At 64.7% G+C, this 14,310-nt stretch carries 15 protein-coding genes; 9 read left to right on the top strand and 6 right to left on the bottom strand.

The window, feature by feature from the left end; genetic code table 11:
• Positions 1–45 precede the first annotated feature (45 nt).
• Positions 46–1,944: a translational GTPase TypA gene (gene typA, locus ACIBI6_RS18770; RefSeq protein WP_364344477.1), complete on the bottom strand. Its 1,899-nt coding sequence runs from the start codon at positions 1,942–1,944 to the stop codon at positions 46–48.
• Between the two features lie 154 nt (positions 1,945–2,098).
• Here typA and ACIBI6_RS18775 point away from each other — a divergent pair, with 154 nt between their 5' ends.
• A complete protein-coding gene (locus ACIBI6_RS18775) occupies positions 2,099–2,275 on the top strand; it encodes a hypothetical protein (protein ID WP_085998628.1) in 177 nt (58 codons plus the stop codon).
• Positions 2,276–2,409: 134 nt separating this feature from the next.
• The gene (locus ACIBI6_RS18780; RefSeq protein WP_364344481.1) at positions 2,410–2,706 is read left to right on the top strand and encodes a 4a-hydroxytetrahydrobiopterin dehydratase; all 297 of its coding nucleotides are present in this window, start codon (positions 2,410–2,412) and stop codon (positions 2,704–2,706) included.
• Here ACIBI6_RS18780 and ACIBI6_RS18785 read toward each other — a convergent pair.
• Entirely contained in the window at positions 2,645–3,871 is a 1,227-nt protein-coding gene (locus ACIBI6_RS18785; protein ID WP_364344484.1) for a mannosyltransferase, read from the bottom strand. The two genes, ACIBI6_RS18780 and ACIBI6_RS18785, sit on opposite strands and share 62 nt — an antisense overlap.
• Before the next feature lie 336 nt (positions 3,872–4,207).
• Here ACIBI6_RS18785 and ACIBI6_RS18790 point away from each other — a divergent pair, with 336 nt between their 5' ends.
• A complete protein-coding gene (locus ACIBI6_RS18790; RefSeq protein WP_364344487.1) occupies positions 4,208–5,002 on the top strand; it encodes a hypothetical protein in 795 nt (264 codons plus the stop codon).
• Between the two features lie 194 nt (positions 5,003–5,196).
• A complete protein-coding gene (locus tag ACIBI6_RS18795) occupies positions 5,197–5,574 on the top strand; it encodes a hypothetical protein (RefSeq protein WP_364344490.1) in 378 nt (125 codons plus the stop codon).
• An 81-nt stretch (positions 5,575–5,655) separates the two neighbouring features.
• Here the strand turns inward: ACIBI6_RS18795 and ACIBI6_RS18800 are convergent, their stop codons facing one another.
• The 3 genes from ACIBI6_RS18800 to ACIBI6_RS18810 form a co-directional block, all read right to left on the bottom strand.
• On the bottom strand, positions 5,656–6,363 hold the full coding sequence (locus ACIBI6_RS18800; RefSeq protein ID WP_364344493.1) for a DUF1906 domain-containing protein: 708 nt from the start codon (positions 6,361–6,363) through the stop codon (positions 5,656–5,658).
• Between the two features lie 180 nt (positions 6,364–6,543).
• Complete coding sequence (locus tag ACIBI6_RS18805) at positions 6,544–7,671, bottom strand: hypothetical protein (RefSeq protein WP_396957211.1); 1,128 nt, start codon at positions 7,669–7,671, stop codon at positions 6,544–6,546.
• A 237-nt stretch (positions 7,672–7,908) separates the two neighbouring features.
• The gene (locus ACIBI6_RS18810; protein ID WP_364344499.1) at positions 7,909–8,514 is read right to left on the bottom strand and encodes a CHAP domain-containing protein; all 606 of its coding nucleotides are present in this window, start codon (positions 8,512–8,514) and stop codon (positions 7,909–7,911) included.
• A 372-nt stretch (positions 8,515–8,886) separates the two neighbouring features.
• Here ACIBI6_RS18810 and ACIBI6_RS18815 point away from each other — a divergent pair, with 372 nt between their 5' ends.
• Genes ACIBI6_RS18815 through ACIBI6_RS18830 form a run of 4 tightly spaced genes read left to right on the top strand, consistent with a single transcriptional unit; the run spans position 8,887 to position 12,461 of the window.
• On the top strand, positions 8,887–9,537 hold the full coding sequence (locus ACIBI6_RS18815; RefSeq protein WP_396957354.1) for an ABC transporter permease: 651 nt from the start codon (positions 8,887–8,889) through the stop codon (positions 9,535–9,537).
• 22 nt (positions 9,538–9,559) lie between these two features.
• Positions 9,560–10,723, top strand: coding sequence for an ABC transporter ATP-binding protein (locus ACIBI6_RS18820; protein ID WP_396957355.1), 1,164 nt, complete (start codon positions 9,560–9,562; stop codon positions 10,721–10,723).
• The gene (locus ACIBI6_RS18825) at positions 10,720–11,499 is read left to right on the top strand and encodes an ABC transporter permease subunit (RefSeq protein ID WP_364344505.1); all 780 of its coding nucleotides are present in this window, start codon (positions 10,720–10,722) and stop codon (positions 11,497–11,499) included. Before ACIBI6_RS18820 ends, ACIBI6_RS18825 begins: the two co-directional genes overlap by 4 nt.
• Positions 11,496–12,461 carry a glycine betaine ABC transporter substrate-binding protein gene (locus tag ACIBI6_RS18830; protein ID WP_396957212.1) on the top strand — a complete coding sequence of 322 codons (966 nt, stop codon included), beginning with the start codon at positions 11,496–11,498 and terminating at the stop codon, positions 12,459–12,461. The genes ACIBI6_RS18825 and ACIBI6_RS18830 overlap by 4 nt, the downstream gene beginning before the upstream one ends.
• A 43-nt stretch (positions 12,462–12,504) precedes the next feature.
• Here ACIBI6_RS18830 and ACIBI6_RS18835 read toward each other — a convergent pair whose 3' ends face one another.
• Positions 12,505–13,158 (bottom strand): TIGR03086 family metal-binding protein, encoded by a 654-nt coding sequence (locus ACIBI6_RS18835; protein WP_364344511.1) that lies wholly within the window; start codon positions 13,156–13,158, stop codon positions 12,505–12,507.
• A 110-nt stretch (positions 13,159–13,268) separates the two neighbouring features.
• Between ACIBI6_RS18835 and ACIBI6_RS18840 the strand changes: the two genes are divergently transcribed.
• The gene (locus ACIBI6_RS18840; protein WP_396957213.1) at positions 13,269–14,240 is read left to right on the top strand and encodes a helix-turn-helix transcriptional regulator; all 972 of its coding nucleotides are present in this window, start codon (positions 13,269–13,271) and stop codon (positions 14,238–14,240) included.
• Positions 14,241–14,310 lie beyond the last annotated feature (70 nt).

The following is a 14,310-nucleotide window of genomic DNA, read 5'->3' on the forward strand; positions in this document are numbered from 1 at the left end:
GCGCGTCGTATAGCCCCCGAGCTCACGTGGCGCACTCTACTTGCCTTACAGCGCAGCCCGGTCCCGAGCCTTCCGGCGCGACAGTTCGCGACCGCGTTCGGTGGCACCGAGGATGACCTTGCGCACCCGCACGATCTCCGGTGTGACCTCGACGCATTCGTCGGCGGCACAGAACTCCATGGCCGCCTCCAGGTCGAGTTGCAGCGGCTTGGCGAGCGTCTCCATCACATCGGCGGTCGAGCTGCGCATATTGGTCAGCTTCTTCTCGCGGGTGACATTGATATCGAGATCCTCGGCGCGCGGGTTGATGCCGACGACATGCCCCTCGTAGGTGTCCGCACCCGGCTCCACGAAGAACTGACCGCGATCGGCCAGCTGGATCATGGCGAACGGGGTCACCGAGCCCGCGCGGTCGGAAACCAGCGAACCGGTGTGGCGGGCGCGGATCTCACCGGCCCACGGCGCATAGCCGTGCGAGACAGCGTTGGCGATGCCGGTGCCGCGGGTTTCGGTGAGGAAGTCGGTGCGGAAGCCGATCAGGCCGCGCGATGGAACGATGAACTCCATCCGCACCCAGCCCGCGGCGTGGTTGTTCATCTGGACCATCTTGCCCTTGCGGGCGGCGAGCAGCTGCGTGATCGCGCCGAGGTACTCGTCGGGGCAGTCGATGGTCAGCTCTTCGTAGGGCTCGTGCACCTTGCCGTCGACCTGCTTGGTGACCACCTGCGGCTTGCCGACGGTCAACTCGAAGCCCTCGCGGCGCATCTGCTCGACCAGAATGGCCAGCGCCAGCTCACCGCGGCCCTGCACCTCCCAGGCATCCGGGCGGCCGATATCGAGAACGCGCAGCGAGACATTGCCGACCAGTTCGGAGTCCAGCCGCGACTTCACCATGCGCGCGGTCAGCTTGTGGCCCTGCACCCGGCCGACCATCGGCGAGGTGTTGGTGCCGATGGTGACCGAGATGGCCGGCTCATCAACGGTGATACGCGGCAGCGCGACGGGATTGTCGACATCGGCAAGGGTGTCGCCGATCATGATCTCCGGGATGCCCGCGATGGCCACGATGTCACCGGCCTCGGCGACCTCGCCTGGCTGACGCTCGACGCCGATGGTCTGCAGCAGTTCGGTGATCTTGACCTGCTTGATGCCGTCGCCGTGCATCCACGCGACGTTCTGGCCCTTGCGCAACTCACCGCTGTAGATGCGGACCAACGCGAGGCGACCCAGGAAGGCCGAGGCATCGAGGTTGGTGACGTGCGCCTGCAGCGGTGCGGTCGGATCGCCCTTGGGCGCCGGGATGTTCTCCAGCAGCACGTCGAACAGGGCGTCCAGGTTGTCCGCGGCCGGCGCGCTGCCGTTCTCGGGACGTTCCTTGGATGCCTTGCCCTCACGGCCGGAGGCGTAGAGGACCGGCAGGTCCAGCGCGAGTTCGGCGGCCTCGGCGGCCTCGTCGTCCAGATCGGAGGCGAGGTCGAGCAGCAGATCGTGGCTCTCCTCGACGACCTCTTCGATACGGGCGTCGGGGCGGTCGGTCTTGTTCACCACCAGGATGACCGGCAACTTCGCGGCCAACGCCTTGCGCAGCACGAAGCGGGTCTGCGGCAGCGGCCCCTCGGACGCGTCGACCAGCAATACGACACCGTCGACCATGGACAGACCGCGCTCGACCTCACCGCCGAAGTCGGCGTGGCCGGGGGTGTCGATCACGTTGATCACGGTGACCGAACCGTCCGGGTGGTGCCGATGCACTGCGGTGTTCTTGGCGAGAATGGTGATGCCCTTCTCGCGCTCCAGGTCACCGGAGTCCATCACACGATCGACGAGCTCGGCGCGTTCGGCGAAGGCGCCGGACTGGCGCAGCATGGCGTCGACCAGCGTCGTCTTACCGTGGTCGACGTGGGCCACGATGGCGACGTTGCGAAAATCGCGTGCAGACGACACGCCTCAATCCTCCTGCTGTTGGTATAGATGCCGGCCGACCCTTTGCAAACAGGTGGAGAATCGATACTCACCAGGGCATTGCGGCCAGTTACACAGTACCGGCATTCGAATGGCTCGCAGACCAGGCACTCCGCTAAGGGTATGCTAACCAACCATGGGCAAGGTCAAGGCGAAGAAGGTTTCTAGCCTCAAACCGAAGAAGAAGTGCTGTCGCAAGAAGACGCGCTGCTTGAAGTGCCCCGTCGTCATCATGCGGATGAAACGCCTGGAAGCGGCTGGTTGCTGCGGTAAAGAACTCAAGAAGGGCCTCAAGAAGGCCCGCGCCGCCTGATCGACGAATTCGGATTTCCTGATGGGTCCGCCGCGCTGGGGGTACAACTCGCATATGAGCGAACGCAGTGAGCGAACAGACAACACAGCCGCCCGAGCGGTCATGCCGGAGCCGAGCGCCAGCGAGGTGCAGGCATGAGCGAACCGAAACTAACCGAGGCAGAACTCACCGAAGCTTTGACCGAACTGTCGGACTGGACCCGGTCCGGCGATGCCATCACCCGCACGATCGAGGCGAAGACCTTTCCGGCGGGCATCGAACTGGTGCGTCAGGTCGCCGAAGTCGCCGAGAACGCGAACCACCATCCGGATATCGATATCCGCTGGCGTCGGGTGACCTTTACTCTCTCGACCCACGACTCGGGCGGACTCACCGCGCTGGACGTGTCGCTGGCTCGCGAGATAGATCGGTTTGCGGCGCAAACCGATTGACCATGCGCCCGGACCAGATCATCCAGCCGTAGAGCACAAGCACACCGAGCACGTCGACGGCGCCGAGCCAGGACAGCACCCCCGGCCGCGAGATAGTCCAGATCGACGGCTGGGCGAACGAGAGCACCCACGGCACGCCGATGAGGGTGGTGACCAACCAATACCCGGCGAGTATTCGAGCGCCGGACGCCTGCCGCAGCGGCCCGTACACCAACCACATCACCGTGGGCAGCAGCCACACGAAGTGATGCGACCACGAGATGGGCGAAACCATCAGCCCGAACAGCTGCACGATGATCAGGGTCCCCAACCGATCGTCGGGACCCAGTGCGCGCCAAGCGAAGAAGGCCAGTACGGCCACGACCACGACGGCTGCCAGCCACCATGGTCCGGATTGGACGTCATGGCCGAGCAGACGACTCAACGCACCGCGTAGCGACTGATTCCAGACCGACCCCACCGGACCGATCCGATCCGCGTCACCGAGCAGCGTGCCGAAGTACCGCTTGGCCTCCTTGTGGTTGATCAGGAAGCTGACCCCGACCGTCGCACCGAACACCAGCGCCGACCACACGGCGGTCCCCCACCGCCGCCGCGCCACGAAGTACAGCCCCGAAATCGCCGGTGTCAGTTTGATTCCCGCGATCACCCCGATCAGGCCGCCGGACAGCCACCATCGTGAACTGCGCACCGCGAGCATGGCCCCGAGCACCAGGAAAACGTTGACCTGGCCGTAGTCGATGGTGGTCCGCACCGGCTCCATCCAGATGCCGATCGCGGTCCACCAGACCGTGGCGGTGCGCCACCGCGGCTCGCTCATCCGCTCCGCACCGAGGATCAATTCGAAGGCGATCCGCACCACTACATACAGCGCGACGACAATGGCCAGCAGCCAGAGCACCGCGATCATGGTGAACGGAAAGTAGTGCAGCGGGAAGAAGACCAGCGCCGCGAACGGCGGATAGGTGAACGGCAGCGGGAAGTCCGGGGTCTTCTCGGCGTAGGTGAAGTCGTAGAGGCGGTCGGTGAGCAGGGCCGCCGAACCGTCGACATAGACGTGCAGATCGACGAGATTCATCCCGTTCTTCGTCAGCAGCATCCACAGCAGCCTGGCCAACACAGACAGACCGAGCACCGGCACAGCCAATCGGAGACTTCGGTTCAATTCGCAGGCTTTCGAGTCGGTTCCGGGAAGGCTGCGACTAGCCTAACCGCCGCCGCGAGAGATCCCATCAATCCCCTGGACCGACCCGATGTGCGCCTCCGAGTCCGGAGGGGGTAACTTGCGTACCGCGACCGCCGATTATCACTGATAACATTTGCATCAACTTTCACTCTGGTAACAGCGGGAAAGCGCTAGCGTCTGATAACACTGATCGTCCACAACAGAAATAGGGGCACGGCAGCTGTACAACACGGCGGTCATGTCCCTAGAGTGACCCCGAAACGATGGCTTTTTGCATCGCTCCTGATGTACCCGAGGTTAAGGACGGCTAGACCAGTGCTTCGCACCCGAGGATCGCGGATTGTCTTGTCCGCGCTCGCCATCGCAGCGAGCGCGTCGCTCGTTGCGCCGTCGACGGCAGTCGCGGCACCGGCCCCCGCGCCCGTTGCACCGAGGAACACCATTCCGATGGTTCCCGAGGGCGTCCCGATCGATACGCTCGCCTCGTTGGCCCCGGCCATCGTCGGCGCCATCGCCGGGCCTGCCGATGCCAAGCCCATCGCGGATGCCCCGAAGAACGCCATCCTCGACCAGGTCCGGGCGCTGCTCAATGCGCTGAACCTGCCGCCGCAGATCAAGTCCACGCTGGAACGGATCATCACCTTCCTGGACGGCAGCGGTGGCGGCGGCCCGGAGGTCCCGCAGGGCGGCCCGGCCATCGCCCAGTTCCTCTACCCGACCATCGGCAAGGGCTGCATCGGCCCCGGCGCCGATTCGATCGGCACCGCACTGGCTGTGCCCGGCCCGGCCGAGCTGCCGCCGCCGGGACCGCAGGCCGGTCAGACCGGATTCGTATTCACCGCACTCGGCACCAAGTCGCCGACGCCGGAGCAGAATCCGCCGATGACGGTCCAGTGGCTGAATCTCGACACCCGTCAGTCCGGCGTCCAGCAGCTGACCGACGAGGCGCATATCAACCCGGATGGTCCGGCTACGCTTTCGGCGATCGTCAACACCGGCTCGGGCCGGGTCGTCGCGGTCGTCGGCGGTTCGCTGACTACCAAGGCCGATGACGCCGACCCGCGGACCTGCTCGTTCCTGCCGACGCTCGGCTTCTTCACCGTCGCCTAGGCTCCTCCGGTTACCTTCAGGCGCCGAATTCAGGTGCGTGAAGGTAACCGGTCGTCGGCAAGACGTATGCGGTCAGCCCGTGCCCGGCAAGTTACCCGTGTCCTTACGAAATCTGTTGTAGCGAAACGTTTCGATACACACCGTCGAATCGTTCGGTAACTGCGTAGCGCCCTGAACTGTGGTAGACCGAACACATGGCGACTGTCGATAATTCGCTTCGGTCCCGTCCCACGATCCGCTCGGCTCATTCGATCCGGAGCAGACGATCGCGCCGATCGATTCTGTCCTTCCGCTCCGAAGGCTCGATCCTGTCCATCGGCTCGGCCTACTCGATCCTCTCGATCGGCAGCGTCGGCTCGGTGCTGTCCATCGGGGCCGTCGGATCCTTCGGCTCGGCGATCTCGTCCTTCTCCATCGGCAGCCTCGGCTCCGCCTTCTCCGGCATCTCCCGCTGGTCCCTCTTCTCCTGGCGCGGCGACCACGAAGCCCCCGACAACCGCCCCACCCTCCGCGTCGTCCCCGATGACGAACCCGAACTTCGCCTCGCCCCCACCTGCCACTGCCAGACTTGACGGATCAAGACCAGGTGGAATCCGAGGTGGCATCGGCCGAGAAGCCTCCGCCAAAGTTCCACTTGATCTTGATCAACTAGTTCACCACTGGCCGTATTCGGCGGCGAGGATGTTGTTGACGTCTACGCCGATGCCGTCGATGGCGCGTTTGTCGATCTCGATCTGGTGCAGGTGCGCGGCGGGGTGTACGAAACCCTTGGGTGTGCCCCAATTGTGCTGCCAGTACCAGGAACCCAGGCCCGCGGACCGTGCCAGTTCGATGGTCGGCGCATTGGCGTAGATGCCGACGTTCTGTTTGCCGAGCACCGACTCCCAGCCGAGGATGTACGGCGCGATCATGGTCGCGAAATCAGTCGGGGTCGGGTTGTCGTCGATGGAAGCGTAGATCGGCCGGTCCTCCGGACCGCCCGCGGCCAGATGCAGTTCCAGGCCGCGATCGGCATGCTTCTTGCCCGCCTCCAGGCCACCGCGCCAGTCGGCTGTCGAGCCCTTGCCGAACTGGTAGTTCGACACGATCGTCAGCCCGGCGGCGTGCAGTTGATCGACCTCCTTGGCGCGCAATGGCTTCCCCTCCATCCATTCGGCGCCGGGACGACGATCGGAGACGTAACGGATGACGCCGAGGTGACCGTCATCGAGGATCGCGTCCGCGGACGGAACGCCACCCGCGTAGTCGATCAGAGTGCCGAGCACACCGGCGGCCGAAGCGCGGGGCGCGGCGATTCCGACGGCGGCGGCCGCGGCGGTGTAGGCGAACAGCTGGCGGCGAGACACAGAAATGGAACGCATCGCAGGACTCCTTCGCGCAACCTCGACCATGGACAGGTAGCGTGCCCGGCGCACCTTCCCCAAGGTTCACTCACGCGCCGGGAGCCTCGAACGTGCACTCATTTCACCATATTCACATTGGAACCGCTAGACCCACTGGAAACAGGACTTCACACTTGCCACACTGGTAAAGGGCTGGTTCTAGGCGATGCTGTCGAGCCGCGCCGCGACATCGATCGTGCGACCCGCACTGTCGCTGAGCTCGTCGCGCACCACCCCGGCGACCTGCGCGATGACCTGCTTTTTGATACCGGCCAGCGCACCAAGCGTCGCCGCCCGCATTCCACGTGCCTTGAACTCGAGCCGCAGGTCATCGGGTGCGGGCGGTGGCACATCGACGACGATGAGCAGCGGATCGGCCGCCCGCGCTGTGAGCACCAGTGGAATCTCGACATCGGCGCGGTATTGGTTGGCCTTGAGCACATCGACGGTGATATCCAGGCTCACCGGCAGTGTCAGATCGAACGACACCGGCTCGTCCGAGCGATCCGTCAACTGCGGCGTTCGAATATTGCCCTGCACCGTGACGGTGGCGGAGTCGCGCGGTCCGGTGCGTAGCGGCCCGACCTCGATCGGGCGGCCCGCCATCCGCTCCACGAATTCGAAGACCCGATCGCGGGTGACAATGCGGGAGAAGAACTGATGTCCGAATTCGTCATAGCCGATCCAGTCGAATCCGGTCTGGTCGACGTGCTCGGAACGGACGCCATTGATGATGGCCTCGACGTCGAAGACCCGGCCGCGCCGGGCCTGTGGTTCGGCGAGCATCGCATTCACTCGATTAGCGACCTCGCGCTGCACCACCCCGGCGATCGGATCGAGCAACCATTCCCAGGCCGAGTCGATGGCCTGTGCACGCAGCACGAAGCTGACGTCACGCGCGGTGATCGGCGGGATATCGATGACGATGAGCAGCGGGTCCGCGGTGCGCGCATGCAGCGTCAGATCGATTTCGGCGACCGCCTCCAGCCGCATTTTCCGGCCGCCGAGCAGCACCTTCACCGACATCGTCAGTGGCACGGTCAGCTCGAAGGTGACATGCGGTCCGTTGCGCAGAATAACCGGCTTGCCCACCTTGCCCTCGGCCATGAATCCGGCCAAACCCACTGGTCCGAGGGAGAACGGGCCGATGGCGACGCCGTGATCGGTCATCGCGGAGACCGCGGCTTCGATTCGTTCGGCTGTCACCGCGTGGGTGACGAACCGTTCCCCGAAGGCGGCGTAGTCGATCCACACCGGATCATCGGTCTTTTCCTCGATTGGCAGCATCAGAGTTTCCGAAACCCTCACCTCTCAACGGACAACCGACACGGTACGCGACGCAGATTTCGGCGAGGTCGGGCCGACATGTCCCCACCCAGGGGTCCCTGTCCTGCTGATGAGGGGGTAGCAGGACAGGGACCGAAAGACGGCGCTGCCGGGCGCCGCCTAGTCAATGGTAAGTGCTAGCGGAGGACCGCCGACAATGCGTAGCCACTAGGAAGACCGGCTAAGTACCAACACTATTCACAAACGGCCGAATCCCACCACCCCCGGAACCTCCGTCAGTGCGAAACGATGGATCGCGACCTCGCCCAATTCATTGCCGCCCATGGTCGTCACGGTCCCGTTCGCGGCCGTGAGCACGAAATTCGTGTGCTGGCTGAAGGGGCTGCCCTCGGCGTATAGCAGCACGTCACCGGTGCGCGGCTGATATCCCGAACCGAGCGGCGCGAAGCGATTCGCGCCCTGGTAGTACTCCTGCAGCGTGTACACGCCCGGAATCCGCCACGATCCGGAATTCGGATTGGCCAGCGGCGCACCCGCCTCCCGCAGCACCCAGCTCACGAAGTCGGCGCACCACGGCTCGTCGGACCCCTCGGCGTACTTCGAGCCCTCACCCGGTGCCTTGAATTCCCGTTCGAGGACCGCGACGATCCGCCCCTGGACGGGGTCCAGCCCGGACCTGTCGATCGCGGGAAATGCGGTCAAGCGATCACCGGCGATCGCGGGTTGCGCGCGGTCCTGCCACCAGCGCACCCCGACCACACCCGCCGCGACCAGCGCAACCACAAGCAGGCCGAGCACCGGCCACACATACCGTCGCCGCTCGGCCACCTCATGCACCGACATGCTCCCCTCCAGGATTCAAATCTTGATCATTAGGACGAACGAGATCGCTCCGCGGTTCCCGCGGATGTGGTCGAGGTCGGCGACTGTTCCGAATTCCTGTCAGCGCATGACATTCAGTGATAATCTGCGGTGGACTTGGGATGCGGTGAAAACCAAACCGCATGTCGGGCAATCGTTTTGTAGGTTGTCTAGGCGAGTTGCGTCGGACGTTGAAGCTCGATGGAGACCATGTAAGACCTGGCGTTGCCGGGCGGCGGTATTGCCACGAGCAGACCTGCGACTTCGGTTGCAGGCCAACCCTGGTGGAGTAATTCGTCAGGTCGTGCAAGCGTGCCGCACCTTTTGACACGTTTCACGAACGGAGGTACGGCCCTGGACACATTGTGGACGTTCGTAGTGCATCGGCGCGCACAGCTGGTCACCGATTCGTATTTGCATGTCTCGGCGGTGGCGCAGTCGATACTGCTCGCGACGATCGTGGCCGTGCTGATCGGAGTGCTGGTCTACCGCAGCCCGTTCGGTTCCTCGGTGGCGACGGCGCTGGCCAGTGCCATACTCACCGTCCCGTCGTTCGCGCTGCTCGGACTGCTGATTCCGTTCCTCGGACTCGGTGTCGGGCCGACGATTACCGCGCTGGTGCTCTATGCCCTGCTGCCGATTCTGCGCAACACCATAATCGGGTTGGCCTCGGTAGACCCGGCGATTGTGGATGCCGCGCGCGGAGTCGGCATGAATCGACTGCGCGTGCTCGCGCGCATCGAATTGCCGCTGGCCTGGCCATCGATACTGACCGGGATGCGGGTCAGCACCCAGATGATCATGGGCATTCTGGCCATTGCCGCCTATGCCAAGGGACCTGGACTCGGCAATCTGATCTTCTCCGGCCTGGCCCGGCTCGGTAGTCCGAATGCGGTGCCGCAGGCGCTTGTCGGCACGATCCTGATCGTCGTACTCGCGCTGATCCTCGATGGGATCTTCGTCATCGTCGGGCGACTCACCACCTCGAGGGGAATACGTGACTGATACCGAAATCCGCGGCGACAGTATGGCATCGACGGTATCCGGCGTCGAGATCGTGCTCGACGAGGTCACCAAACATTATCCGGGCCAACGTGATCCGGCTGTCGACCGAGTTTCGCTGACCATTCCAGCGGGCGAAATCGTCGTCCTCGTCGGGCCGTCCGGCTGCGGTAAGACGACCACCATGCGGATGATCAACCGCCTCATCGAACCGACCTCGGGCACCATCACGATCGGCGGACACGATGTCACCGGCGTGAATCCGGACCAATTACGCAGGGGCATCGGCTATTCCATCCAGCAGGCCGGGTTGTTTCCGCATCTGACGGTCGCGAAAAACGTTGCGACAGTGCCCGGCCTGATCGGCTGGGACCGCAAGAAGGTCGCCGCGCGGACCGACGAAATGCTCGGGCTGGTCGGCCTGGATCCCGACACCTATCGCCATCGTTATCCAAGGCAGCTTTCTGGCGGTCAGCAGCAGCGCGTCGGGGTGGCCCGCGCGTTGGCGGCCGATCCGCCGGTGCTGTTGATGGACGAGCCGTTCGGCGCGGTCGATCCGATCACCCGCGGCCTGTTGCAGGACGAGCTGCTACGTCTGCAATCCGAACTGGGCAAGACCATCGTGTTCGTCACCCACGATTTCAATGAGGCGGTGAAGCTCGGCGATCGAATCGCGGTGCTGGGCAGCCAATCTCGTATTCTGCAGTACGACACCCCGGCGGCGATCCTGGCCGATCCCGCGGATGAGACCGTGGCCGGTTTCGTCGGCGCGGATGCCTCGCTCAAGCAACTCACCCTCACCCGGGTCCGCGATGTCGAACTCGGCGGCTGCCCGACGGCCCCGGAGTCCGATTCGGTCGACAGCCTGCGTGCCGCGCTGGCCGGACGAGATTGGCCGTGGGCGCTGATTCTCGACGCCCAGCAGCGGCCGCTGCGCTGGATTTCGAGTGAACAACTCGCACACGCGAATTCGTTGCGTGATATCGGATCTCCGGTCGGTGAGCAGTTATCGCTGCAGTCGACACTGCAGGATGCGTTGGAGGCCTTGCTGGCCGAGCAGACCGCGACCGCGGTCGTCACCGGCCGACGCGGTGAATACGCCGGATTGATCACGATCGATACGCTCGTCAGCCATCTGTCGGCCATGCGCGCCACGCATGCGGACGCGGAGACGGATGCGACGACATGACCACGGCGACCACCGCACCGGCCACGGCATCGCCGACGACACTGCGGCGGGCCGAACGCATTCGGCTGCTGGTCCAACCGGCGCTCGTGCTCGTACTGACGGCGGGTGTGCTGGTGTGGGCCTTCCGGCGCGATCTCACCGCCACCCAGCAGGCCAGCATCAGCGTATCCAATATCGCGACCGTCACCTGGCAGCATGTGTTGATCACAGCGACAGTGGTGGTGATCGTCGTCGCGGTGGCGGTGCCGCTGGGAACACTGCTCACGCGGCCCGGATACCGCCGCCTGGCACCGCTTTTCGTCGGGATCGCCAATATCGGCGCCGCAGCTCCTGCGATCGGTCTGATCGTGCTGTTCTACCTCGCCACCCGCACCACCGGCTTCTGGATCGGCGTCGCGCCGATCGCGTTCTATTCGCTACTTCCGGTGCTGCGCAATACGATCCTGGGCTACCAGCAGGTGGATCCGGCGGTAATCGATGCCGGACGTGGCCAGGGCATGTCGGCGCTGACGGTATTGCGCCGCATCGAATTTCCGCTCGCCATCCCCTATATCCTGGCCGGGCTGCGCACCTCGCTGGTGCTCGCCGTGGGCACCGCGACGCTGTCGTTCCTGGTGAGCGCGGGTGGCCTCGGCATTCTGATCGATACCGGGTACAAGCTGCGCGATAATGTCACGCTGGTGGTCGGTGCCGTACTCGCGGTCGCGCTAGCGCTGCTCGTCGATTGGCTGGGCGCGTTGGCCGAACAGTACTTGGGGCCGAGGGGGTTGAAGTGAGGGCGTGGGTACTGGGTGTTGCGGCCGTATTCGTGTTGAGCGCCTGCGGATTACAGTCCGGAAGCGCGGTGCCGCTGCGGGTGGGTCCCGGCAGTATTCGTCCGGTACCGGAGCTCGACGGGGTGTCGATTACGGTGGGCTCCAAGGATTTCACCGAGCAGAACATCCTCGGATATCTCATCGAATTCGCGCTCTCGGCGGCGGGCGCGCAGGTCCGCGATCTGACGAATATCCAGGGCTCCAACAGTGTTCGCGATGCCCAACTGCACGGGCAGATCGACATCTCCTACGAATACACCGGTACCGGGTGGATCAACTATCTCGGCAACGAGACACCGGTTCCGGATGAGGTCGGGCAGTTCGAGGCGGTTCGCGACGCGGATCTGGCCGCGCACGGCATCGTGTGGACGGATATGGCCCCGATGAACAACACCTACGCGCTGGTGATGAGCGCCAACACCGCGAAGGAGACCGGTGTTGTCACATTGTCCGACTACGCCCGGCTGATCGCCACTGATCCGGCCGCCGCCGCGACCTGCGTCGGCACCGAATTCAATGTGCGCCAAGATGGTTATCCCGGGATGGCGCGCAAGTACGGGATCGATACCGGCAAGGTGCACAAGCAGATCGTGCAGGATGCGGTGGTCTATCAGGCGACCGCAGATGCCAAGCAGTGCCGGTTCGGTTCGGTCGCCGCCACCGACGGCCGGATTCCGGCGCTCGGGCTCGTCTTGCTGAAGGACGATCTGGGCTTCTTCCCGAAATACAATGCGGCACTGGTGATGCGGAGGTCTTTCGCCGATGCGCATCCACAGGTCGCCGACATCATGGCACCGATATCGAAGAAGCTGACCAATGAGGCGATCACCGAATTGAACCGCCAGGTGGACGTGGATGGCCGCGAACCCGCTGAAGTAGCGCGGGATTGGATGGTGGCGGAAGGGTTCGTCACGGCTCGCTGAAATGGGTCCGAGCGCACACTTTGCACACTCGGACCCATTTGAATCAGGCCTGGGGATCGCGGCCCAGGTAGCGCAGCAACTCGGCGACCGCCGTGTCGTCCTGCGCACCGTCGACGATTGCGGCGTACGCACCCCACTGACGCAGCGGCTCAACGATTTCCGCCTCCGGACCGCCGCCGGGCGCTGGGTTCGTGGTCCGCGCGGCAGTGAGCAGGTATTCGGCGAGTTCGTCGTTCAACGGTGACGACTGTCCGGTAGCGATCGCGATATCCCAGGCGTGCACCGCCGCGTCCAGTGCGCACATGACGGCGGCGACCGGGGTCGGCAGCGCGCCGTGCGGCAGCGGGGTGGGCACCGTCTCGGTCTCGTCGGTGACGGTAGCCCAAGCGGTCTCGGTCTGCTCGACCGCATCGCGCACCAACTCGGCGGCGGTGCCCTCGATGGCGCCGGACGGGTCGAAGGGGTTGTAGGCCGGGCCGATTCCGATACCGAGCGCTTCGGCAAAGGCGAGCTGATCGCCTGCGGCGTGCTGAATCACCTGCGTGACATCCCATTCCGAGCACGGGGTCGGCAACTGCCACTGGTCGTCGCCGATACCGGCGACCACATCGGTCAGCGCGCGGTAAGAGGTGGCGAGGACATCACGCCAGACGGGGCGCAGGGTCGCGGTGGCGTCGGCGGCAGTGGTGATGTTCATGGCTGGCCTTTCTTTTTCCTTCTTGCTGATGTCACCAAGCCTATGCAGCTATTAGGCTAGTTTCGTTCCTAATACATCGGCTTAATCCAAAAAGATTTTCGGAGGCGACGGTGGCGGCCACCACAACGCGAGTTCTGCGCCTGCTCTCGCTGCTGCAGGACCGCGCCCATACCGGCCGTGAGCTGGCCGAACGGCTCGACATCACGGACCGAACGCTACGCAAGGACATCCAACGGCTGCGCGAACTCGGCTATCCGGTGCACGCCGAGCGGGGTGCGATCGGCGGCTACCGGCTCGGCCGCGGCAGCACCATGCCGCCGCTACTGCTCGACGACGATGAGGCCGTCGCGGTGGCCGTGGCCATCGGCCTGGCCGAGGACGGCTCAACCGGCATTGCCGATATCACCGGGAGTGCCGCCCGCGCACTGGCCAAACTCGAACAGATCCTGCCGAAACGCCTGCAGCGCAAGGTGACAGCGCTGCGCAACGCGACCGCCATCGGACCGGCGACCACCGGCTCCCGCGAACCGGATGCCCCGGTCCCCGCCGCGATACTGACCACGCTCGCGAGCGCCATCCGCGATGGCGCCACCGTGCAGATCGGCCTGGATGCCGACGCGGACAACGAAATCGAGCCCTACCGGCTGGTCAACTGGCAGCGCCGCTGGTATGTGGTCGCCTATGACCTCGAAACCCATTCCTGGCGTGCGATTCCTGTCGCCCAGATACTGCGCGCGGTCGCGGGGGCACGCCGATTCGCCGCACGGTCGCTGCCCGATGACGACCTGGTGGCCTTCGTCATGCGCGATATCGCCAGCACGGGTTGGAAAGTGCACGCCCGGGTGACGGTCCTGGCACCCGCCGAGACGGTAATCGCCCGGGTAAACCCGGCTGTCGGCGTGGTCGAGGCCGTCGACGCCGATACCTGCATCCTGCTGACCGGCGCGGATGCCCTCGAGACCATTGCCATCTACCTGAGCATGCTCATGATGGACTTCCGGGTCGAGGGCCCGCCGGAACTGGTTGCGCACCTGCGCACCCTCGCACGGCGTTATACCGAGTCGGTCGAACTGGCACCTTAGCGTTATCCAACGTCGCGGCAAGGCTTTTCGGTCGAAGTTAGGTTGTAGCGGGTACGTGAACGGTGGATCA

The sequence above is a fragment of the Nocardia sp. NPDC050412 genome (assembly GCF_044458825.1).
Taxonomy (GTDB): Bacteria; Actinomycetota; Actinomycetes; order Mycobacteriales; family Mycobacteriaceae; genus Nocardia.

What these genes read in the sequence shown, in the direction of transcription:
- ACIBI6_RS18795 (WP_364344490.1), top strand. Translation starts at nt 5,197, where the DNA reads ATGGCGACTGTCGATAATTCGCTTCGGTCCCGTCCCACGATCCGCTCG.
- ACIBI6_RS18825 (WP_364344505.1), top strand. Translation starts at nt 10,720, where the DNA reads ATGACCACGGCGACCACCGCACCGGCCACGGCATCGCCGACGACACTG.
- ACIBI6_RS18805 (WP_396957211.1), bottom strand. Translation starts at nt 7,671, where the DNA reads ATGCTGCCAATCGAGGAAAAGACCGATGATCCGGTGTGGATCGACTAC.
- ACIBI6_RS18775 (WP_085998628.1), top strand. Translation starts at nt 2,099, where the DNA reads ATGGGCAAGGTCAAGGCGAAGAAGGTTTCTAGCCTCAAACCGAAGAAG.
- ACIBI6_RS18835 (WP_364344511.1), bottom strand. Translation starts at nt 13,158, where the DNA reads ATGAACATCACCACTGCCGCCGACGCCACCGCGACCCTGCGCCCCGTC.
- ACIBI6_RS18780 (WP_364344481.1), top strand. Translation starts at nt 2,410, where the DNA reads ATGAGCGAACCGAAACTAACCGAGGCAGAACTCACCGAAGCTTTGACC.
- ACIBI6_RS18820 (WP_396957355.1), top strand. Translation starts at nt 9,560, where the DNA reads ATGGCATCGACGGTATCCGGCGTCGAGATCGTGCTCGACGAGGTCACC.
- ACIBI6_RS18810 (WP_364344499.1), bottom strand. Translation starts at nt 8,514, where the DNA reads ATGTCGGTGCATGAGGTGGCCGAGCGGCGACGGTATGTGTGGCCGGTG.
- ACIBI6_RS18800 (WP_364344493.1), bottom strand. Translation starts at nt 6,363, where the DNA reads ATGCGTTCCATTTCTGTGTCTCGCCGCCAGCTGTTCGCCTACACCGCC.